General features: G+C 63.6%; 17 protein-coding genes. 10 read left to right on the forward strand and 7 right to left on the reverse strand.

Annotation, left to right across the window (positions count from 1 at the left end):
* Position 1 precedes the first annotated feature (1 nt).
* The 10 genes from GS_RS02850 (at position 2) to GS_RS02895 (ending at position 14484) form a co-directional block, all read left to right on the forward strand.
* The gene (locus tag GS_RS02850; RefSeq protein WP_010941236.1) at positions 2 to 994 is read left to right on the forward strand and encodes a zinc-dependent alcohol dehydrogenase family protein; all 993 of its coding nucleotides are present in this window, start codon (positions 2 to 4) and stop codon (positions 992 to 994) included.
* 342 nt (positions 995 to 1336) lie between these two features.
* The gene (locus GS_RS02855; RefSeq protein WP_010941237.1) at positions 1337 to 2263 is read left to right on the forward strand and encodes a DMT family transporter; all 927 of its coding nucleotides are present in this window, start codon (positions 1337 to 1339) and stop codon (positions 2261 to 2263) included.
* 124 nt (positions 2264 to 2387) lie between these two features.
* Positions 2388 to 4316, forward strand: a complete 1929-nt coding sequence (locus GS_RS02860) for a carbon starvation CstA family protein (protein WP_010941238.1) — start codon at positions 2388 to 2390, stop codon at positions 4314 to 4316.
* A 269-nt stretch (positions 4317 to 4585) separates the two neighbouring features.
* Positions 4586 to 5029 (forward strand): tetratricopeptide repeat protein, encoded by a 444-nt coding sequence (locus GS_RS02865; protein WP_010941239.1) that lies wholly within the window; start codon positions 4586 to 4588, stop codon positions 5027 to 5029.
* A 66-nt stretch (positions 5030 to 5095) separates the two neighbouring features.
* Positions 5096 to 5827: a DNA repair protein RecO gene (gene recO, locus GS_RS02870; RefSeq protein WP_010941240.1), complete on the forward strand. Its 732-nt coding sequence runs from the start codon at positions 5096 to 5098 to the stop codon at positions 5825 to 5827.
* 277 nt (positions 5828 to 6104) lie between these two features.
* The gene (glyQ, locus tag GS_RS02875; protein ID WP_010941241.1) at positions 6105 to 6983 is read left to right on the forward strand and encodes a glycine--tRNA ligase subunit alpha; all 879 of its coding nucleotides are present in this window, start codon (positions 6105 to 6107) and stop codon (positions 6981 to 6983) included.
* A gap of 1 nt (position 6984) precedes the next feature.
* The gene (gene glyS / locus GS_RS02880) at positions 6985 to 9048 is read left to right on the forward strand and encodes a glycine--tRNA ligase subunit beta (protein WP_010941242.1); all 2064 of its coding nucleotides are present in this window, start codon (positions 6985 to 6987) and stop codon (positions 9046 to 9048) included.
* A 120-nt stretch (positions 9049 to 9168) separates the two neighbouring features.
* Positions 9169 to 11835, forward strand: coding sequence for a pyruvate, phosphate dikinase (gene ppdK, locus GS_RS02885; protein ID WP_010941243.1), 2667 nt, complete (start codon positions 9169 to 9171; stop codon positions 11833 to 11835).
* Between the two features lie 157 nt (positions 11836 to 11992).
* On the forward strand, positions 11993 to 12193 hold the full coding sequence (locus GS_RS02890) for a cold-shock protein (RefSeq protein WP_010941244.1): 201 nt from the start codon (positions 11993 to 11995) through the stop codon (positions 12191 to 12193).
* Positions 12194 to 12393: 200 nt separating this feature from the next.
* A complete protein-coding gene (locus GS_RS02895) occupies positions 12394 to 14484 on the forward strand; it encodes a methyl-accepting chemotaxis protein (RefSeq protein WP_010941245.1) in 2091 nt (696 codons plus the stop codon).
* Positions 14485 to 14496: 12 nt separating this feature from the next.
* Here the strand turns inward: GS_RS02895 and GS_RS02900 are convergent, their stop codons facing one another.
* The 7 genes from GS_RS02900 to thiS all read right to left on the reverse strand — a co-directional run bounded on the left by GS_RS02900 (position 14497) and on the right by thiS (position 21292).
* Positions 14497 to 16197 (reverse strand): methyl-accepting chemotaxis protein, encoded by a 1701-nt coding sequence (locus GS_RS02900; protein ID WP_010941246.1) that lies wholly within the window; start codon positions 16195 to 16197, stop codon positions 14497 to 14499.
* A 110-nt stretch (positions 16198 to 16307) separates the two neighbouring features.
* Positions 16308 to 17582: a hypothetical protein gene (locus tag GS_RS02905; RefSeq protein WP_010941247.1), complete on the reverse strand. Its 1275-nt coding sequence runs from the start codon at positions 17580 to 17582 to the stop codon at positions 16308 to 16310.
* 377 nt (positions 17583 to 17959) lie between these two features.
* On the reverse strand, positions 17960 to 18616 hold the full coding sequence (locus GS_RS02910) for a fumarylacetoacetate hydrolase family protein (RefSeq protein ID WP_010941248.1): 657 nt from the start codon (positions 18614 to 18616) through the stop codon (positions 17960 to 17962).
* 27 nt (positions 18617 to 18643) lie between these two features.
* Positions 18644 to 19603 carry a TIGR01212 family radical SAM protein gene (locus tag GS_RS02915; RefSeq protein ID WP_010941249.1) on the reverse strand — a complete coding sequence of 320 codons (960 nt, stop codon included), beginning with the start codon at positions 19601 to 19603 and terminating at the stop codon, positions 18644 to 18646.
* A 3-nt stretch (positions 19604 to 19606) separates the two neighbouring features.
* The gene (thiE, locus tag GS_RS02920) at positions 19607 to 20248 is read right to left on the reverse strand and encodes a thiamine phosphate synthase (RefSeq protein WP_010941250.1); all 642 of its coding nucleotides are present in this window, start codon (positions 20246 to 20248) and stop codon (positions 19607 to 19609) included.
* Positions 20241 to 21023: a thiazole synthase gene (locus GS_RS02925; protein WP_010941251.1), complete on the reverse strand. Its 783-nt coding sequence runs from the start codon at positions 21021 to 21023 to the stop codon at positions 20241 to 20243. The genes thiE and GS_RS02925 overlap by 8 nt, the downstream gene beginning before the upstream one ends.
* Positions 21024 to 21094: 71 nt before the next feature.
* Positions 21095 to 21292 carry a sulfur carrier protein ThiS gene (thiS, locus tag GS_RS02930; protein WP_010941252.1) on the reverse strand — a complete coding sequence of 66 codons (198 nt, stop codon included), beginning with the start codon at positions 21290 to 21292 and terminating at the stop codon, positions 21095 to 21097.
* Positions 21293 to 21351: the final 59 nt, after the last annotated feature.

Here is a 21351-nt window from a genome sequence, read left to right on the forward strand (position 1 = left end):
CATGCGCGCCATGCTGTTCGAGGAGGTGGGAAAACCGCTGCGGCCGGTCCGGGTGCCGGTCCCCGAACCGGGGCCGGGCGAGGTGCTGCTCAAGGTTCACGCCTGCGGTATCTGCCGGACGGATGTTCACATCGTGGACGGCGAGCTGACGGAGCCCGCCCTGCCGCTCATCCCCGGCCACCAGATCGTGGGGAGCGTGGCAAAGCTGGGGGAGGGGGTCGAGCGTTTCCGGGAGGGGACGCGGGTGGGGGTCCCCTGGCTCGGCGCCACCTGCGGCGCCTGCCGCTACTGCCGGTCGGGACGGGAAAACCTGTGCGACCACGCCCGGTTCACCGGGTATCAGCGCGACGGCGGCTTTGCCGAGTTCACCGTTGCCGATGCCCGCTTCTGCTTTCCGATCCCCGGGGGATACCCGGACCTCCAGGCGGCGCCGCTGCTCTGCGCCGGGCTCATCGGCTACCGCTCCCTGGTCATGGCCGGTGAGGGGGAACGGCTGGGCATTTATGGCTTCGGCGCCGCGGCCCACATCGTGACCCAGGTGGCCCGCTTCCGGGGATGGCGGGTCTACGCCTTCACCCGTCCCGACGACCGTGCCGGCCAGGCCTTTGCCCGGGAGATGGGAGCGGTCTGGGCCGGGGCCTCCCACGAGCGGCCGCCCGAGGAGCTTGACGCCGCCATCATCTTCGCGCCCGCCGGAGAGCTGGTGCCGGCGGCGCTGCGGGCGGTGGGCAAGGGGGGCGTCGTGGTCTGCGGCGGCATCCACATGAGCGACATCCCGCCGATCCCCTACGATATCCTCTGGGGGGAGCGGAGCATCCGCTCCGTGGCCAACCTGACCCGGCGCGACGGGGAGGAATTCCTCGCCCTGGCGCCGAAGGTGCCCGTCAGGACCGAGGTGACTGCCTATCCCCTCAGCGCGGCCAACGAAGCCCTCGACGACCTGCGGCGCGGGCGCCTGCGGGGCGCCGGCGTCCTGGTGATCGACGAGGGATAATGTGCCGTGCTCCGGGAGGGTTGACACCCGGACCGCCGCCGTGCTATCGGTAGAGGCATGAATACGCTCAATTTTCTCACCGCAACTCCCCCTCCGGTCGTTCCTGCCTGACAGGGCAGGTCGGCCGCAGTTTTCCCCTTGTGGGCCGTCTGGTCGGTCACCGAAGGAATGCCGAGGGCTTCCGGTCTAGTCGCTGCGTAGCGACGCAGATCGGACGATCCGGGATGACGTTCGGGACATAACCACGCGGCACACACCATCGCGCCGGCGCGCCTGCCGGCGGCGTGCGCCCTCCTGCCCTGTTCACACCGTTCATCGACACCGTGAGGACAGGAGGCTTCCATGCAGACAGCATCGAGAGCCCATGCCGATTCGCGGCACGGGCTTTTTCTCATCCTTTTTTCGGCCATGCTCTGGGGAACCGTGGGCATCACCACCAAGGCCCTCTACGGCCTGGCCGACACAACTCCCCTTTCCATAGGCTTTTTCCGGCTGGCGCTGGCCGTGCCCGTGCTCGTGGCGGCCTGCCGGCTCGCCACCGGTCCGGCCATGTTCCGGGTGGCGCGGCGCGACCTGGGCACCATGATTGTGGTGGGGGCCATGACGGCCCTCTACCAGGTTTGCTATTTCGCGGCCATCCGCCAGATCGGCGTGGCAGCCGCCACGCTCGTCACCCTCTGCACGGCGCCGGTGATCGTGGCGCTTCTTTCCGCCATCCTGACCGGCGAGCGACCCTCGGGCCGGGTGCTCCTCTCCCTGGCCTGCGCCCTGGCCGGCACGGCGCTCCTGGTGGGGCTGCGGCCGCTGGCCGGCGAAGGGGGCAACATCCCCCTGGGGATTGCCCAGGCCCTCGGCTCGGCCTTCAGCTATGCCTCGGTGACCGTGGCCAGCCGTACCCTGGCGGGCCGCTACCACCCGCTCCAGCCGGTGGCCATCGGTTTTGCCGCGGGCGCCCTGTTCCTGCTTCCCACGGCCCTGGCCGACGGCCTGGTGCTGACCTATCCGGCCGCGGGCTGGGTGCTGCTCCTCTACCTGGGGGTGGTACCCACGGCCCTGGCCTATGCCCTTTTTCTGGCGGGCATGCGGACCACCACGGCCACGGCCGCGAGTATCTGCACCCTTCTGGAGCCGCTGGTGTCGACGGTCCTGGCCTGGCTCATCTTCGGCGAACGGCTGGGTCCGCTCGGCGCCGTCGGCGCGGTCCTCTTGTTCGGGGCCATCGGCCTCCTGGCCCGGCCGGTCCGCCGCCGTCAGTCTTCAGCTGCCTGAGCCCGGGGGGGGAAATGAACCGGTCGGGAAATGGCTGCCGGCACATTTTTCACCCCCCCTCCATACCATGAGAGGTGTATAATTCCCTCCCGGTCGTGTTCATGTCCGTGGGGAGGTGCCTGTCATGCTTGCAAAGGGATTCTGGCTGGTTGTCTCGCTGGTTGCCGCCTGTTCACTGGCCGTGGTGGCCGGGGTGGTGAATCCGGCGGAAAAGGTGAACGCCCTCTGGCTGGTGACCGCGGCGGCCTGTTTCTACATGGTCGCCTACCGGTTCTACGGGGCCTTCCTGGCGGCCCGGGTCCTCTCCCTGGATCCGGCGCTCCGCACCCCGGCCCGGCGTCTGGCCGACGGGATGGATTTCCACCCCACCAACCGCTGGGTCCTCTTCGGCCATCATTTCGCGGCCATTGCCGGGGCGGGCCCCCTCATCGGCCCCATGCTGGCGGCCCAGTTCGGCTATCTCCCCGGCTTCCTCTGGATTCTGATCGGCTCGGTGCTGGTGGGGGCCGTGCACGACATGGTCATCCTGGGGGCGTCGGTGCGGCGCAACGGCCGCTCCCTGGCCCAGATCGCCAAGGACGAGATCGGCCCGGTGGGGGGGCTGGCCGCCTCCCTGGCCATTCTCTTCATCCTGATCGTGGCCTTGGCCGGCCTGGGCCTGGCGGTGGTCAACTCCCTGGCCAAGAGCCCCTGGGGGACCTTTACCATCTTTCTCACCATCCCCATCGCCCTCTTTATGGGGCTCTACCTGTACAAGATCCGACCGGGCAGGGTGGGCGAGGTGAGCGCCATCGGCTTCGTACTGCTCTTGGCTGCGGTCTTTGCCGGCCACTACATTCCCGGCTCACCCATCGAACCGTATTTCAACCTCTCCAAGCACGGCCTGGTGGTGGCCATGGCGGCCTACGGCTTTGTGGCCTCCATTCTGCCGGTCTGGATGCTCCTCTGCCCCCGCGACTACCTCTCCACCTATATGAAGATCGGGACGGTGCTGCTGCTGGCCTGCGGGGTCATCTTCATGGCCCCGACCCTCCAGATGCCGCCGGTGACCCGGTTCGTGAGCGGGGGAGGGCCGATCATCCCCGGCACGCTCTTCCCCTTCATGTTCATCACCATCGCCTGCGGGGCCATTTCGGGGTTCCACTCCCTGATCTCCTCGGGCACCACCCCCAAGATGATCACCTCCGAGCGCGAGATCCCGATGATCGGCTATGGCGCCATGCTGGCCGAGGGATTCGTGGCGGTCATGGCGCTGGTGGCGGCCACCATCCTGATCCCCGGCGACTACTTCGCCATCAACACCAAGCTCTCCTTCGACGCCATCGCGGCGCTCGGCTTCCCGGTTGAGCGGGTGCGGGAGCTGTCGGCCTTGGTGGGGACCGATGTGGCCGGTCGTCCCGGCGGAGCGGTTTCCCTGGCCGTGGGGATGGCTTCCATTCTTTCCTCGCTCCCGGGCATGGCGGGGCTCATGCCCTACTGGTACAATTTCGCCCTCATGTTCGAGGCTCTGTTCATCCTCACCACCGTGGACACCGGCACCCGCGTGGCCCGTTTCCTCCTCCAGGAGCTGGGGAGCCGGGTCTACGCTCCCCTGGGGCAACCCCGCTGGCTGCCGGGTATCATCGCCACGAGCCTGATGGTGGTGGTTGCCTGGTCGTACCTGATCTGGTCCGGCAACGTCTCCACCATCTGGCCCATGTTCGGGGTTTCCAACCAGCTGCTGGCGGCGATCGCCCTGGGCATCGGCACCACGGTCCTGATCAAGGGGGGCAAGGTCCGATATGCCTGGACTACGGCTCTGCCCATGGCGTTCATGTATGTCACCACCTTTGCCGCCTCCTGGCAGCTGACCGGCTCATTCCTGCGCAAGGCGGCAACGGCCCCCACCGCGGCCGAGGCTCTCACCTTCAGGATCAACGGCGGGCTGGTGGCGGTCATGGCGATCCTGGCGGTAGTGACCCTGGGCGACATGCTCCACAAGTGGTACGGATACCTCACCTCCACCCGCCCGGTGGTCACGAGCGAGGTCCTGGAGTACGAAGAGGCGGCGTAATGGTGCCGTTTCGGGATGGTGACAGAATTGGTCGCTCCCTATCTTGAATTGTGCATATTTTGGTTATTTAACGTAAATACTGTCATTGATTTTCTGGCATAACGAGTGCCGATCTGTGTGTAATTTATTGTATAGTCTATTTAATGCCCGTAGTTGCACTATGTTGGTGGGCACGGTTTATTTCGTTTTTTAGCTGGCCTGATAATTGAATTGCCTCGTTCGCACGGCATGGATTTCCTGTCCCGGCAGGTCAACGAACGAGGCACATCATGACAGTGACGAATATGACGGAATGGTTTGCCAAGGGAGTCGAAGCCCTCCACCACGACCACGTCTATCTGGCCCGCGCCTGCTTCGAGCAGGCGGTGACAGAGCAGCGGTCACCGCTTTCCTCATCCTACCTGGCCCTTTGCCAGGCCAAGACGCGGGGCACCTTCAGCGACGCCATTGCCAGCGCACGGGAGGCTGTGGCGGCTGATCCCGCAAACCCTGCACTCTACCATAACCTGGGGTGCATCTATCTGCTGGCGGGCAAGCGGACCGAGGCCATCGAAACCTTCCGCCAGGGGCTGCGCGTTGGGGGCGGAGAGGATATTACCAGCGAGCTCGAACGGCTCGGCACCCGCCGTGCTCCCCCCATCAAGCGTCTGCCCCGCAATCACCCCGTCAACAAGTACCTGGGGATCGTCCTCTCCCGCCTGGGCCTGCGGTAGCCCCTTCGCCGCCGCCCGTTTCCGCGGGGATTGACCGCCGGGGGACGGAGGTGGTACGGTTGCCCCATGCATCCCATCCGCTGCGAAGCCGTTGTGCTCGCCACCATGGACTACCGGGAGAGCGACCGGATCGTCACCCTGTTCACGCTCTGCCACGGCAAGGTGCGCGGCCTGGCCCGGGGCGCCCGCAAGAGCATGCGGCGCTTCGGGGGCGCCCTGGAGCCCTTTGCCCGCCTGAGCGTGGAGTTGGTCGTCCGGGAGGGGCTCTCGTCCCTGCGCGGCGTGGACATTGTGACCGTCTATCCCCGCATCCGGCAGGACCTGGCCGCCATCGGCCACGGCGGGTATGCCGTGGAGCTGGTCGACCGCCTCCTGCCCGACGGGGCGTCGGTTCCCCGGCTGTTCCGGCTCCTCGTTTCTTACCTGGAGCACCTGGACCAGGGGGGCGCCTCTCCCTCGGATCGGCGCTTCTTTGAAGCCAATCTGCTGAATATCCTCGGCTACCGCCTTTCCCTCGATGCCTGTGCCGCCTGCGGCGTTGAGTTCCCCGCCGATGCGGCTCGGCGCGCCGGTGCGGCGGGCACGGTGCTCTGCACTGGTTGCGGCCGCTACGGTGCGCCGCTGTCGGCGGAGACCGTCCGTCTCCTGCACCGGTGCCTGGGTACCGGGCGGTTCGGCGCCATTGTCTTCCCCCCCGAGCCCCTCGGGGAAGCGGGGCCACTCCTGGATGGCGCCATCGGGGCCCATCTCGCCCGTCCTCTCAATTCCCTCGCCTTTCTGCGCCAGTTGACCCCGTGAACCCATTGTGCCCGTCGCGGCACCACTGAATCCGCGATTCCGGAAGGCGCGGCTGAACGAATGGGTGCCGGCGCGACGGACGCGGGTGCTTCGGGGACGACTGATTTCCGGGCCTGATGGATTGCGGGTTGCGGCGGATTAATCCTTGACAGGGGGGGAGAAGCATTGTAATCTCGTGTGCTCTAATTGTGCGTAACTTGGACGCTTTTTCACTTTGGCCAAATCCTGTTTACGCACGATAAAGCTTTTTTCATTTTATGCCAGGGGAGGAACCACCTTGACCTTCCAGGATCTGATTCTCGCCCTCCAGGGATACTGGGCACAGCAGGGATGCGTCATCCAGCAGCCCTACGACACCGAAAAGGGTGCCGGTACCTTCAACCCCGCCACCTTCCTTCGCGTTCTCGGCCCCGAGCCGTGGAACGTCGCCTACGTGGAGCCGTCCCGCCGTCCCACCGACGGGCGCTACGGTGAAAACCCCAACCGCCTCCAGCACTACTACCAGTTCCAGGTGATCATGAAGCCGTCCCCCATGAATATCCTGGATCTCTATCTGGATTCGCTCCGGGCCTTCGGCATCGACCCCGCGAAGCACGACATCCGCTTCGTTGAGGATGACTGGGAGTCGCCGACCCTTGGTGCCTGGGGCTTGGGCTGGGAGGTCTGGCTCGACGGCATGGAGATCACCCAGTTCACCTATTTCCAGCAGGCCGGCGGGATCGACCTGAAGCCGGTATCGTCGGAGATCACCTACGGCTGCGAGCGGATCGCCATGTACCTGCAAGGGGTCGACAACGTCTACGACCTGGAGTGGGTCAAGGGGGTGAGCTACGGCGATATCCACCACCGGACCGAGGTGGAGTTTTCCACCTACAACTTCGAGGAAGCGGACGTGGACATGCTCCTCACCCTGTTCACCATGTACGAGAAGGAGTGCGTGCGCCTGGTGGAGCGCGGTCTCGTGCTCCCGGCCTACGATTTCGTCATGAAGTGCTCCCACACCTTCAACCTCCTGGATGCCCGGGGGGCCATCTCGGTCACCGAGCGCGCCTCCTACATCGGCCGGGTCCGCAATGTGGCCCGTCTCTGCGCCGAAGGCTACCTGAAGCTCCGCGAAAGCCTGGGCTTCCCGCTGCTGAAAGGAGGACGGAAGTAACATGAGCAAGGAACTGTTTCTCGAAATAGGCACCGAGGAGATCCCCGCCGGCTTCCTGCCCAAGGCCATGGCCGACATGGAGGCCATCGTCACGAAGGAGCTGGAGAACGCCCGCCTTGCCTTCGGCGAGGTGAAGACCTTCGCCACCCCCCGTCGTCTGGCGCTGGTGGTGAAGGGGCTGCCGACAGTTCAGCCCGATGCCGAGATTACCGCCCTGGGGCCGGCCAGGAACATCGCCTTCGGTCCCGACGGCACGCCGTCCAAGGCGGCCGAGGGCTTCGCCCGTGGCCAGGGGGTCGACGTGGCGTCCCTGACCCTGGTCTCCACCGAGAAGGGCGAATACGTGGCCGCTGTCCGCAAGGAGAGCGGCCGGCCGGTACCGGACCTCCTCGCCGAGATCCTGCCGCGGCTGGTGGGGGGCATCCCGTTCCGCAAGTCCATGCGCTGGGCTGATCTGGACGTGCGTTTCGCCCGCCCGATCCACTGGATCGTGGCCCTGTTCGACGGGGTCGTCGTCCCCTTCGCCTTCGGCAACGTCCAGAGCGGCAATGTCTCGCGGGGGCACCGGTTCATGGCCAACCAGCCGTTCCCGGTCCGTGACTTCGCCCACTACCTGGACGAGTGCGAGCGGCACTTCGTGATCCCCGATCCCGAGCGGCGAAAGGAAACCATCCGCCGGGAGATCCACCGGGTTGCCAAGACCGCCGGTGGCCACCTCCTCCCCGACGAGGGACTCCTGGACGAGGTTGCTTACCTGGTGGAGTACCCCAGCGTGGTCCACGGCACCTTCTCGCCCGATTTTCTCAAGGTTCCCCGCGAGGTGCTCATCACCTCCATGCGGAGCCACCAGCGCTACTTCTCCATCGTCGACGACGCCGGCAAGCTCATGCCCGGTTTCATCACCATCAACAATACCCTGACCGAGGACCCCTCCGTGGTGGTCAAGGGGAACGAGCGCGTCCTGCGCGCCCGCCTCTCCGACGCCCGCTTCTTCTTCGAGGAAGATCAGAAGGTGAAGCTGGAGACCCGGGTGGAGTCCTTGAAAAACGTGGTCTACCAGCAGAAGCTCGGCACCTCCTACGAGAAGATGGAGCGCTTTCGCGCCCTGGCCGAGGGGCTGGCCGACCTCCTCAATCCGGCGGTTAAGGCCAAGACATCCCGGGCCGCCTTCCTCTGCAAGGCCGACCTGGTTTCGGGTATGGTCGGTGAGTTCCCCGAGGTACAGGGGATCATGGGCCGTGAGTATGCCCTGCTCCAAGGCGAAGACGCCGAAGTTGCCGCCGCCATCGCCGAGCACTACCTCCCCACCCAGGCCGGTGGGGACCTCCCCGCATCCGACATCGGCGCCTTCGTCTCCATCGCCGACAAGCTCGATACCATCTGCGGCTGCTTCGGGGTGGGGCTGATCCCCACCGGTTCGGCCGATCCCTATGCCCTGCGCCGTTCGGCCCTGGGCATCATCAACATCATTCTCGACCGGGGCTGCCGCCTCTCGCTGGAAGGAGAGATCGGGAAGGCCCTGGAACTCCTCTCCGCCAAACTGACCCGCCCCGCCGCCGAGGTGATGGCTGATGTGCTGGAATTCTTCCGGGGCCGGTTCGTGAACCTCATGGCCGACCGCTATCCGGCCGATGCCGTGGACGCGGCCATTGCCGCCGGCTTCGACGACCTGGTGGACGCCGAGGCCCGCATCGGCGCACTGGCGGCCTTCAAGGGGCGCCCGGATTTCGACTCCCTGGCAGTGGCCTTCAAACGGGTCTGCAACATCGTCAAGGACGGGGTCGATCAGCCCGTGGATGCCGCCCTGTTCCAGGAGCCGGCCGAGGGTGCCCTGTTCGCGGCGTTCCAGCAGGTCCGCGCCGACGTGGAGGCCCGCACCGCATCCGGCGATTACCTGGCTGCGCTCACCGGTATTGCCGCTCTCAAGGGCGCCGTGGACGACTTCTTCGACAAGGTGATGGTTATGGCCGAGGACGAACGGGTCCGAACAAACCGGTTAGCATTGCTGACCGGGATCGCCCGGCTCTTCGGAGGCGTCGCGGACTTCGCGAAGATAGCCGCCTAGCTCATGCTAGGCGGTTTTTTTATCGTTTTAATTTCCCTAAATACCGCTTGAGCAGCATTAAAAAAAATTTATCGCAGCTGAACGGGTTTGACCGTCAGTAAAAACTCAAGGAGGCGTGCAATGGCTGGCAAGTATGTTTACTTCTTCGGCAATGGCCAGGCCGAAGGAAAGGCCGAGATGAAGAATCTGCTGGGGGGCAAGGGTGCCAACCTGGCGGAGATGACAGCGATCGGGCTCCCGGTTCCGCCGGGGTTCACCATCACCACCGAGGTCTGCACCTACTACTACGCCAACAACCGGAGCTATCCGCCGACCCTGGCGGCCGAGGTTGCCGATAACCTGAAGAAGGTGGAGGCCCTCATGGGGCGCACCTTCGGCGACCGGAACAACCCCCTGCTGGTGTCGGTCCGTTCCGGCGCCCGGGCTTCCATGCCGGGTATGATGGATACCATCCTTAACCTGGGACTCAACGATGAGACAGTCCAGGGAATCATCGCCCAGAGCGGAGACGAGCGTTTCGCCTACGATGCCTACCGCCGCTTCGTGCAGATGTATTCCGATGTGGTCATGGGCATGGACAAGGACCTGCTCGAACACCTCTTGGAGCAGAAGAAGGAGGAGAAAGGGGTCCATCTGGACACGGATCTCACCGCCGCCGACTGGAAGGAACTGGTCGGCAAGTTCAAGGCCAAGATCCGCGAGACCCTCGGCAAGGAGTTCCCCGAAGATCCGCAGGAGCAGCTCTGGGGCGCCGTGGGTGCCGTGTTCGGCTCCTGGATGAACCAGCGGGCCATCACCTATCGCCGGCTCAATAACATTCCCGCCGACTGGGGCACCGCAGTCAACGTTCAGTCCATGGTTTACGGCAACATGGGGAACGACTGCGCCACCGGCGTTGCCTTTACCCGCGACCCCTCCACTGGTGAAAACTATTTCTACGGCGAGTACCTGGTGAACGCCCAGGGTGAGGACGTGGTGGCCGGCATCCGAACCCCGCAGCCCATCAACCGGGCCAACAGCAAGGACACCACCCTCCCGGCCATGGAAGACGTGCTGCCCGAGTGCTATCAGCAGCTCGTCCAGATCCGCGGCATCCTTGAGAAGCACTACAGGGACATGCAGGACATCGAGTTCACCATCGAGAAGGGCAAGCTGTTCATGCTCCAGACCCGCAACGGCAAGCGGACCGCCAAGGCGGCCATCAAGATCGCCGTGGACATGGTGCGGGAGGGGCTCATCGACGAAAAGACCGCTGTGCTGCGGGTGTCTCCGTCCCAGCTTGACCAGCTCCTCCATCCGTCCCTTGATCCCAAGGCTCAGAAAAGGGTCATTGCCAAGGGCCTTCCTGCCTCCCCCGGAGCGGCCAGCGGCGAGGTTGTCTTCACCGCGGACGAGGCTGAGGCTGCCGCCCGCCTGGGGCTCAAGGTGATCCTAGTTCGGGTCGAGACGAGCCCCGAGGATATTCACGGCATGCACGCGGCCCAGGGGATCCTCACCGCCCGGGGCGGCATGACCTCCCACGCGGCGGTGGTCGCAAGGGGCATGGGCAAGTGCTGCGTCGCCGGCTGCGGCGACATCAAGGTCGATTACGCCGGGAGCCAGTTCGCCACCGCCAAGGGGCAGGTGGTCAAGAAGGGGGATGTCATCACCCTGGACGGCTCCACCGGCGAGGTGATGCTCGGCGAGGTGCCGACAGTTCCGCCGCAGCTTACCGGGGACTTCGGCACCCTGATGGAGTGGGTGGACCGCTTCCGCAAGTTGAAAGTGCGAACTAATGCCGACACCCCCAATGATTCGCGGGTGGCCCGCGAGTTCGGCGCCGAGGGGATCGGCCTCTGCCGCACCGAGCACATGTTCTTCGAGGCCGACCGGATTGCCGCCGTGCGCGAGATGATTCTCGCCGAGGACGTTGAGGGGCGCAAGAAGGCCCTTGCCAAGATTCTGCCCATGCAGAAGGGTGACTTCGTCGGCATCTTCAGGGAGATGAAAGGACTGCCCGTCACCATTCGCCTGCTGGATCCGCCGCTCCACGAGTTCCTTCCCCACGAGGACAAGGACATCGATGCCCTGGCCAAGACCATGGGGGTAACGCCTCAATCGCTCAGGGCCAAGGTGGATTACCTCCACGAGTTCAACCCGATGCTCGGCCACCGCGGCTGCCGGCTTGGGCTCACCTTCCCGGAGATTTACGACATGCAGGTGCAGGCCATCATGGAAGCCGCCTGCGAACTGACCAAGAACGAAGGGTTCAGCATCGTGCCCGAGATCATGATCCCGCTGGTGGGGGTGGTGACCGAGCTTGCCCGCCTGCGGGAGAACACGGTGCGCGTGTGCGAGGAGGTCGTCGCCGCCTACGGCGTCAAGGTGGAGTACCTGATCGGCACCATGATCGAGCTCCCCCGTGCCGCCCTCACCGCCGATGAGATTGCCCGGGAGGCCGAATTCTTCTCCTTCGGCACCAACGACCTGACCCAGACCACGTTCGGCCTTTCCCGCGACGATGCCGGCAAGTTCCTGCCGTTCTATGTGGAAACCGGTTTGCTGGAAGACGACCCCTTTGTCTCCCTTGACCAGAACGGGGTCGGTCTTCTTGTGAAGATGGCAGTGGAAAAAGGGCGCGCCACCCGCCCCGGCATCAAGCTCGGCATTTGCGGCGAGCATGGCGGCGATCCGTCCTCGGTCATCTTCTGCCACCAGATCGGTCTCGACTATGTATCCTGCTCGCCGTTCCGGGTGCCCATCGCCCGGCTCGCGGCGGCCCATGCCGCCCTGGAGGAAGGGAAGTAGCAGAGTGCATCAGCGGGGGGGACAGGGTCTCCCCCGCTTTTTTTCGGCCAAATATCAGCTTGACAGGCCGTGTGTATTGGTGCTAGAAAGCGAAAAATTCGTCCGGGCTCACCCAAAGCCCCATTATGCCGCTGGCAGTAACAGGAGGAGAGGAGTAATGGCTAAAGGTGTGGTGAAATGGTTCAATGACAGCAAGGGGTATGGCTTTATCGAGCAGGAAAACGGCGAGGATGTGTTTGTTCATTTTTCCTCGATCCAGGGCGACGGGTTCAAGACCTTGGTCGAAGGACAGGCGGTGACCTTTGATGTGGTTCAGGGGGCCAAGGGCCTCCAGGCGGCCAATGTCATGAAGGCGTAGGCAGCACATCCGCACACGGTTGCGCATTGCGAAGCCCCGGGGGAACCCGGGGCTTTTTGCGTGTTCAGAGTGCGGGAATGAACGGATGATCGTCGCAGTGTATTCATCTTGCTAAAACAATTTTATAAATTGTTAAAGGTCTGGGGAGGCCTGCCGATACAATAAGATAAGTACACGCCACGGTCAGAAGGAGCCCCGTCATGTTTCGAACGAGACTTGCCTTCAAGGTTCTCGCCATTATCGGTATAACTCTGTTTTTAGGGTTTGCCGCCCTCGGAATCACCTCTATCTGGCTTGAATACAACGCAATCATGGATCTCCAGACCCGCAACACCCGCGGGCTCTCGACCCTGGTGGTCCGTGACATCGGCGAACTCATGATGGCGGGTGACATGGCCGTCATTGAGCGCTACGTGGCCGACGTTCGAGGCAAGGGTGCCGTTCTCGACCTGCGCATCTATGATGCCGCGGGAAGGCCGGCCGGCAAAAAGCAGGATGCGCCCGACGGAGAGGTGCAGGCGGCCCTGACCTCCGGGGCCACTGCGGAAAAGCGTCACAAGGTGGACGGGCGGCACGTGCTGAGCTTTATCGTTCCCCTGGCCAATGAGGTGCGCTGTCAGTCGTGCCATGAGCAGGGCGCCCGCTTCAATGGCGCCATGCTTCTCACAACGTCGCTGGAGGAAGGATACGCCGGCGCCCGGAACCTGACCCTGGCCCTGGCCCTGGTGGGCGTATGCTCGTTCTTTCTCCTCCTTGGCGTGATGTACCTGTTTTTCAATCGGGTCATCATCAGGAATATCGGTGAGATATCGAGACGGGTGCAGGAAATCGCCCAGGGTGAGGGGGACCTTACCGCCTCCGTGCCGGTGCGTTCAAGCGACGAACTCGGGGTTCTGGCCGAGGGAATCAACCTTCTTGTAACCAAGCTCAGGGAGATTATCTCGGGCCTGTATCACCAGGCCGGACATATCGCCATTTCCGCCTGCCGCACCATCAAGGAAACCGAGCGGCTGGTGGCCTCCACCCACGAGCAGAAGGATCTGTCCACGTCAGTGGCGGTTGCCTCCGAGGAGATGGCGGCAACACTCAACGATGTCGCCGTCAATACCCAGCGGGCAGCCCAGCTGTCCCTTTCCGTGGACCGGGCCGCCCATGAGGGGATGGCCACCGTGACGGAGACCGCCGAGAGTATCGACCGGATCAAGGACAGCGTCATGGCAACGCTCGACACCATGGACAAGCTGCAGCAGTCGTCGGGCCAGATCGGTGAGATTGTCGGCATCATCGGGGACATCGCCGACCAGACCAACCTCCTGGCGCTCAACGCGGCAATAGAAGCGGCCCGGGCGGGAGACTCGGGCAAGGGATTCGCGGTGGTGGCCAATGAGGTGAAGGTACTGTCGGACCGGACTGCCTCCTCCACCCGGGAAATCGGGACCATCATCAGGAGCATTCAGGCGGAGATCCGCGCGGTGGTGGCATCCATTGCCGAAGGGAAGGACAAGGTCGAGGTGGGCGTCGAACGGTCAACTACGGCGCGGCGGCAGCTGGAGGATATCCTGCGCCTGGCGGCTGAGTCCACGGACATGATCAACCAGATCGCCACGGCAACAGAGGAGCAGAGCGCCACCACCGGCGAGATATCCGAAAAGATATCCCAGGTTTCGGGCACGGCTGAACGGGTAAACGGCCAGATGGAGCAGACGGCGGGAATCTTCCGGGAGCTCTCGGAGACGGCCGAGCAGATTTACGGCACCGTGGGGCGGTTCAAGGTGGGGACCTATCACGATACGGTCAAAGGGCTGGCGTCGGAGATGCGCGACCGGGTCGTCGCGACGCTTGAGCGGGCCGCGTCGGATCGGCGCGTTACTCTTGATGCGCTGTTCAGCAGCGAGTACACGCCGATCCCCGACACCTTCCCCCAGAAATACCGCACGCCCTCAGACCGGCTCTTCGACGAGATTATTTCACCGATCCAGGAGGAGATCCTGGGGCGCGACAGCGGCATGTACTACGCCATCTGCGTTGACCGGCGCGGTTACTGTCCTTCCCATAACCTCCGCTATTCGCGCCCTCTTACCGGCAACCGGGAGGCGGACAAGGAGCATAACCGGACCAAACGGATTTTTGAGGATCGTACGGGGCTGCGGTGCGCGGGCAATACGGGGAGTTTCCTGCTGCAGACCTACCTGCGGGACACGGGCGAGGTGATGAATGACCTTTCAGTGCCGATTGTTATCGGCGGCAGGCACTGGGGTGCCGTGAGGATCGGCTACCGGGCCGACGATTGAGGCCGGCTCCGGTTACCGGACCTTGAAGCCGGCCATGGCCTCGGTGAGCCCTTCTGTCTGGCGCGCAAGTCGGGAGACGGCCTCTTCCATGAGCCGGGTCGTATCGAGACCGTTGACCGCAGTAGTCTCCATGTTTTCAACTGCTTCAACGATCTTCTGGCTGTTTTCCGCCTGAACCTGGGATGCCTGGCGGATGGTTGAGATCATGTGCGTCACACCTTCACTGGAGCGGACGATGTGGGTACTGGTATCGCGCTGTTCCCGGGTGGAACTGAAGACGCGCCCCGTGAGGCTCTTCATGCGGTCCGCAGCCTCGGTGATCAACTCGGTGCCGTGGGCCTGCTCCTGGGTGGCGCGCATGATCTGCTCGACCATTTCCGCAACCCGTTCCATGGCCCGGCGCATATTTTCGCTGCCCTGGGCCTGCTCAACGGTCGTCCGCGCGATCTCGCCCACCTGGTCGACCGCCATTTTCACCCCGTCCACGATCTTTTCGAGCGCCTCACCCGAACGGTAGGAGAGCGTTTCCCCCTCGCCGATCCGGTCTTCCGCCTGCTTGATGGCCTGAACCGCCCGAACCGTTTCCTCCCGGAGTCCCGAGATGATTTCTGCGATTTCTCCGGTGGAACTGGTGGTCCGTTTGGCAAGTTCCTTGATTTCGTTCGCCACCACGGCGAAACCCTTGCCGTGTTCCCCGGCTTGGGCTGCGATGATGGAGGCATTGAGGGCCAGGAGCTTGGTCTGCTCCGCGATTTCGTTGATGACCGAGATGATGGTGCCGATGTCGCCGACCCGGTGGGAGAGGGTGGTAATGGTGTCAGAGGCACTGCGGGAGGAACGGCGGATCTCGCTGATGCCCGAGATGGTCCGGTCAACCGAGTCACGTCCCAGTTCCGCATCGCGCAGCACTTCTTCCGAAATGGCGGCGGTTTCCAGGGCGCTTTTCTCCACCTGCCTGATGGACAGATCCATTTCGGCAACGAGCGAGGCGGTGCGGGACGCATCCTCCATGAGCACCCGGACGCTTCTGCCTATTTCCTTTTCCGCAGCCGCCATCTGGATGATGGATGAACTCACCTCGTCTACCTCCCGGGCAAGCCCTTCCATGTGCTCCGCCACCACCTCGATGCTCGTTGACATCTGGACGATGGCGGCGGCATTCTCGGAGGCCGTGCGCGACAGGCTTTCCACCGACTGGGCGACCTCGTTCACCGACCGGTCGATGGCGCGGATGCCGTCGGTCGTCCGCTGCACTGCCCCTGTCTGGACTTCCGCCGTGTCGAGCCCACGCTCAACCGCGTCCTTGACCGTGGCCGAGATGGCCCGCAGCTCTTCGACGGCCTCCTTGACCCGGGTGACCATGCCCGCCAGGCGGCCGAACATGGCATTAAAGTTGTCGGTTAGCTGCCCGAGTTCGTCGGACGATTCATCAGTGACGGTGACCGTGAGGTCTCCTTCGGCGCCGCGGTCCATGGCAGATGCCAGATTGTTGACACGAACCACCAGTTTTCTGGCGGAAAGCATCCAGAGGGCGAAGAGCGACAGCAGGGCGTTGCACCCGAGCATGCCCGCCAGAAGGTGCGCATGTCCCCTGTCGTAGCCGGCTGCTGGTGCATAGTTAAGCGCCATGACTGCTCCCGCCGTTCCCACGATAAAGCCGGCGGTGAGCGAGAAACGAATGAGTCTGGACCCCAGGCTGAGATTCTTTGCCACGGCAATCTCCCGGTATATGGTGGTGGTAAGGTGTGCGGAATGCTGACGCAATACGTCAAGTTGCGAGGTTGTATGCAAATGGCATTCCCGACATGATGGCCGGAACGGCGTTACCCAAAAGAATAAACGCGCGCTCCTCCCTGGTAGAGTTCGATGGGGCCATCCTCGGAAACCTTGATGACCCTCCCCGAAAAGGAAGCTGCCGTGGCCGCGGTAGTACGGCCGCCGCCGGTCACCAGTTCCCGGGCGTGGGAGGTGTCAATGATGACCCCCGTGTCCAGCAGCCTGCCACGGCGGCTGAAGACGGTCATGCCGTCGGACGAGAGGAGTCGCATCAGTTCGCCCGATTGCTTGAGCTGGCTGATGGTCTTTCCTTTCACCCGCTTCGCCAACATCATGCCAAGGGGGTCGTCGCCCCCCACCGAGCCCCGCTTGAGACGGGCAAGTTGCCGGTCCCCCCGCTCCAGGATCAGCACTACCGTGCCGTGGCGGGCTTTGGAAAGCGTATAGAGGGTCCAGGCCAGTTCCTCGATTTCCTCCGGATCGAGGCAGCCGGCCAGGAACGAGCGGAAGATGTCTGGATCAAAAATGCCCCATTGCCCCCTGCGTCGCACCAGGAGTTTGTCGGGGCAGATGATGGCTTCGATTTCCGATGACTCGTTGACTTTGACCGCAAAGGCGCCGGCCCCGGCGTTTCGGAGCAGGGCGAAGACGCTGCGGTGGGCATGGCGGTCCACCTCATCCCGTTCGGCAAGGCCGCTGGGCTTGACGATACCGGTGAGCTGCATCTGGACATTGGCGGCAAACAGCGAATTGGTTCCATCGATGAAGCGGTAGGTGATGGGATTGTCGAAAAGAGTGGGCGTCAGCGCCTGCTGGGGATTCAGATCGAGCCATGCGCTCTTCTGGTAGCGCACCCGTTTGCGGAACTCCACCAGCGTTGTCCGGTATACGAGGAAGCCGGTGGTGGCGGGCTTCCCCTCGTAGCGCTGGTAGGAGAGGTTCTTGAGGAGCTGGATCAACTGCTGGATGGACCAGAATGCCTTGCGGTGGTCGCCCCGGAGGAAGCGGGCCACCGTGATGTCCATCAGGGAGGCCAGGAGTGCGGTGCGAAAGTGAGCTGCATAGCCCTCCTGTCTGAACCCCGAGTAGAGCACGGCAAAGGCGGCTACCAGTTCGCCGCAGAAAACTTCCTCGGTGCGGGTGAAGGGAATGGAGTGCCGGCACGCCGAAAAGAGGTAGGTGACCTCATCGACGACCATGGGTTTGCGCAGGACGTGCCCCTCTTCGGCTTCTTCCTCTCCCGGCCCCGTGAGGGCAACCCGGGCTCCGCCGAGCAGTCCCTGGAGGCTCGGCTTGATGGCATCGAAAACGTCTATGGGCATCGGTGCTCCGCTGATTGTAGGGTCAATAGTATCGGTACCATTCTACCACCGGGCCGGTCAACTACAATCAATGCCTTGCCGGCGCCGGAAAACCACCGGACCGTTTGCCGGCAAAGAAAAAGGGGAATGGATTACCCATTCCCCTTTTCAGTGGCTCAGTCGCCGCAACCGCAAGAATGCATCTCTCGTCCGCCAAACGGCGCTTTCTTGCCGCACTTCTGGCACCGCCAGAAGAGGCCCCCTCACCCCGGCAGCAGGAGCATAAGCCCCTGACATTCAGGGCAGTTTTTCTGTGTTTCCATAGAATACCCCCGTCAGTTATTCACTCGCTAACGAGAGGAAGTGCAAAAATAGTGTCAATAATATGATAATTTATATTATTTAACGGTAACCCGGATCGCCGCCACGCCGACGACCTCGGCTTCCACGGCGTCTCCCGCCGCGAGGGGGCCGACGCCGGCGGGGGTCCCGGTCAGGATCACGTCTCCCGGTTCCAGGGTGAAAACTCCCGACATGTAACTGAGGATCTGGGGAATCCGGTGGATCATGAGGGAAGAGGAGCCGTCCTGGCGCATCTCTCCGTTCACCCGGAGGGTAATGTGCAGGTCGTGGGGATCGGCCACCCGGTCTGCCGGGACAAAAGAGGAAAGGGGGCAGGAGGTGTCGAATCCCTTGGCGATCTCCCAGGGCAACCCCTTCTTCTTCAATTCGGCCTGCACGTCCCGCAGCGTCAAATCGATGGCAACCCCGTAACCGGCCACATGCTCCAGTGCCCGTTCGGGCGGGATGTCTTTCCCCCCTTTTCCGATGAGGAGCGCCAGCTCGGCCTCATGGTGACATTCGCGCGAATAGGAGGGGATGATGATGGTTTCCCCGTCGCCGATGACGGCCGTGGCGGGCTTCATGAAAACAACCGGCGCGTCGGGAGTTTCGTTGCCCAACTCCTTGATGTGCTCGGCGTAATTGCGGCCGATGCAGAGTATCTTGCCGATGGGAAACTCATTCCCCGACGGGGAAAGCCTGGCGGTTTTCATCTCGTGCCTCCTTGGGGTGGATGAGGTCTACAGGTTGCCGACGCGGCAGTGCTCCCGGTCGAGCCTGCACCCCTGCCAGGTGCCGCGCCGACGCAGCTCGTTCACGATTGCGTACCACATCTGGTTGTTCTTCAGGTTCCAGGTGGGCGCCACCCGGATGGCGAGGGGGGCCGAGCCGTAGAGTCGCTGGACGGCAATGCGGGGGGGAAGAAGCTCCAGGAAGTCGCAGGCCGTGGTCACGTACTCAGCAAGGGTTATCGGCACGAATTCGCGCCGATGGTAGAGTTCGGCCAGACGGGTTCCCTTTACCGCATGGAGCTGGTGGAGCTTCACCGAGTCCACCGGGAGTCCTGCCAGCAGGTGCGCGGTTTTCAGGAATCCTTCGCGGGTTTCGCCGGGAAAGCCGTAAATGAGATGGGTGCAGAGGGCGATGCCGCGTCCCGCGATCCGATCCACGGTTCGGAGGTACTCGTCCAGGGTGTGGCCCCGGTTGATCCGCTCCAGGATGGCGTCGTCCATGGACTGAAGCCCCAGTTCAATGCAGACGTAGTGCTCCTGCGCCAGATCGGCCAGTAGCTCAAGGGCCTCGTCCGCCAGGGCGTCGGGCCTGGTGCCCACCGAAATCCCCACCACGTCGGGATGGGACAGGGCGCGGGTATACAGGTCCCGCAAACGGGCAGCCGGCGCGTAGGTGTTGGTGAACTTCTGGAAGTAGATGATGAACTTCTCGCTTCCCAGCCGTTGCCGGTGGTAGGCCATGCCCTCGGCCATCTGCAGTTCGATCGACTTGTCGGGGACGGTGCCGCCGGGGGAAAAGGAGGCGTTGTCGCAGTAGATGCAGCCGCCGGTGCCGCGGCTGCCGTCGCGATTGGGGCAGGTGAAGCCGCCGTCCACGTTCACCTTGCTCACGTTGCAGCCGAAGCGGCGGCGCAGCCAGGTGCCGTAGGAGTGGAAGCGAAGCTCGGGATGTATGAACAGGTCTGACATGGCTTACTCGTCTCGGGTTCGGGGCGGCAGGAGCGCAAGGAGCGCCCGGGCGCGTTCCCTGGGGTCCGGGTCGGCGATGATGGCAGAAATCAGGGCAACCCCTGCCGCACCGGCAGCCAGCGCCTCGGGGATGTTCGCCTCCTTGATTCCTCCCAAGGCGAACACCGGAATGTGTATCTCCTTCGTCGTTGCGGCCAGTTGGTCAATGCCCACCGGCTCACCGTAGGCTGCTTTCGACGGGGTGGGGTAGACCGGCCCGAACGTGATGAAGTCTGCCCCCTGTGCTACGGCTGCTGCTGCCCCGCCGCGGCCGTGACACGAAACACCGATGAGTCGCCCGGAACCGAGCAGTTCCCGCGCCACGGCAGCCGGCATGCCCTCCTCGCCCAGGTGAACGCCGTCGGCTCCCGCGGCCAGGGCGATGTCGACCCGGTCGTTGATCAGGAGCCTGGCCCCGAAGCGGTCGGTGAGGCGGCGCATGGCCCGGGCCAGCTCAAGCAGCGTCCGGGCCGGCAGGTCCTTTTCCCTGAGTTGAACGCACCGCACGCCACCGGCCAGGGCTCCCTCGACCACGGCGAGCAGGTCCCTGCCACCAGCCTGGTGGCGGTCGGTGATCAGGTAGAGCGAAAAATCGACCTTAGCCAATCATCCCCTCGATGGGGCTCGATGCCGTGGCATAGAGTTTCTTGGGAATGCGTCCCGCCAGGTAGGCGAGCCGGCCGGCCCGCACCGCCATGTTCATTGCCTCTGCCATGGCGATGGGATCCCTGGCGCCGGCGATGCCGGTATTCATGAGAACTCCGTCGATGCCCAACTCCATGGCGATGGCGGCGTCGGAGGCGGTGCCGACACCGGCATCGACGATGACCGGCACCTTGACCGTTTCCTTGATGATCAGGATGTTGTACGGATTCCGAATGCCCAGGCCGCTGCCGATGGGGGCGCCCAGCGGCATGACCGCGGCACAGCCGATATCTTCAAGCTTTTTGCAGACAATGGGATCGTCGCTGGTGTAGGGAAGGACGGTAAACCCTTCCTTCACCAAGATTTTTGCTGCCTTGAGCAGTTCTTCATTGTCAGGGAAGAGGGTCTTCTCGTCGCCGAGCACCTCCAGCTTCACCAGATCGCTCATGCCGGCCTCCCGGGCCAGTCGGCAGGTTCTGACCGCGTCATCGGCCGTGTAGCAGCCGGCGGTGTTGGGCAGGAGCGTGTACTTTTTCGGATCGATGAAGTCAAGCAGGCACCCTTTGCCCCGGTCGGCCAGATTCACCCGACGTACCGCCACCGTAATGATTTCTGCGCCTGAAACCTCCAGGGCCTTGATCATCTGCTCGTTGCTGGCGTACTTGCCGGTGCCGACCATGAGGCGGGAGGAAAACTCGCGGCCGGCGATGACCAGTTTATCGGCTGCATTGGACATGGTGTAATCTCCTTGAAGTGTTTGAATCGCGACGCATTGTCGGGCGCTGGGGCGGACCGATGCGGCCGACCTTACCCGCCACCTACGAAGTGGACGATTTCCAGTGCGTCGCCGTCCTTGAGGACGGTGGCCTGGTACTCCGCCTTGGGCAGGATGTCCATGTTCAACTCCACTGCGACCCTGCGCGGATCGATGTCGATGGAGTGGAGAAAGTCATGGACGTTCATGGTTGCGATGCTCTTGGCTTCGCCGTTGACGGTTATGTTCATGGGGCCTCCTGTCGGGATACGGTGGGGTTGTGTAAACAAAAAAGGCCGCAGAAGCGGCC

The sequence above is a fragment of the Geobacter sulfurreducens PCA genome (genome assembly GCF_000007985.2).
Lineage (GTDB): Bacteria > Desulfobacterota > Desulfuromonadia > Geobacterales > Geobacteraceae > Geobacter > Geobacter sulfurreducens.

Excerpts from the sequence above, each read along its gene's own strand:
- GS_RS02850 (WP_010941236.1), top strand. The coding sequence starts at position 2 with ATGCGCGCCATGCTGTTCGAGGAGGTGGGAAAACCGCTGCGGCCGGTC.
- GS_RS02855 (WP_010941237.1), top strand. The coding sequence starts at position 1,337 with ATGCAGACAGCATCGAGAGCCCATGCCGATTCGCGGCACGGGCTTTTT.
- GS_RS02860 (WP_010941238.1), top strand. The coding sequence starts at position 2,388 with ATGCTTGCAAAGGGATTCTGGCTGGTTGTCTCGCTGGTTGCCGCCTGT.
- GS_RS02865 (WP_010941239.1), top strand. The coding sequence starts at position 4,586 with ATGACAGTGACGAATATGACGGAATGGTTTGCCAAGGGAGTCGAAGCC.
- recO (WP_010941240.1), top strand. The coding sequence starts at position 5,096 with ATGCATCCCATCCGCTGCGAAGCCGTTGTGCTCGCCACCATGGACTAC.
- glyS (WP_010941242.1), top strand. The coding sequence starts at position 6,985 with ATGAGCAAGGAACTGTTTCTCGAAATAGGCACCGAGGAGATCCCCGCC.
- ppdK (WP_010941243.1), top strand. The coding sequence starts at position 9,169 with ATGGCTGGCAAGTATGTTTACTTCTTCGGCAATGGCCAGGCCGAAGGA.
- GS_RS02890 (WP_010941244.1), top strand. The coding sequence starts at position 11,993 with ATGGCTAAAGGTGTGGTGAAATGGTTCAATGACAGCAAGGGGTATGGC.
- GS_RS02895 (WP_010941245.1), top strand. The coding sequence starts at position 12,394 with ATGTTTCGAACGAGACTTGCCTTCAAGGTTCTCGCCATTATCGGTATA.
- GS_RS02905 (WP_010941247.1), bottom strand. The coding sequence starts at position 17,582 with ATGCCCATAGACGTTTTCGATGCCATCAAGCCGAGCCTCCAGGGACTG.
- GS_RS02910 (WP_010941248.1), bottom strand. The coding sequence starts at position 18,616 with ATGAAAACCGCCAGGCTTTCCCCGTCGGGGAATGAGTTTCCCATCGGC.
- GS_RS02915 (WP_010941249.1), bottom strand. The coding sequence starts at position 19,603 with ATGTCAGACCTGTTCATACATCCCGAGCTTCGCTTCCACTCCTACGGC.
- GS_RS02925 (WP_010941251.1), bottom strand. The coding sequence starts at position 21,023 with ATGTCCAATGCAGCCGATAAACTGGTCATCGCCGGCCGCGAGTTTTCC.
- thiS (WP_010941252.1), bottom strand. The coding sequence starts at position 21,292 with ATGAACATAACCGTCAACGGCGAAGCCAAGAGCATCGCAACCATGAAC.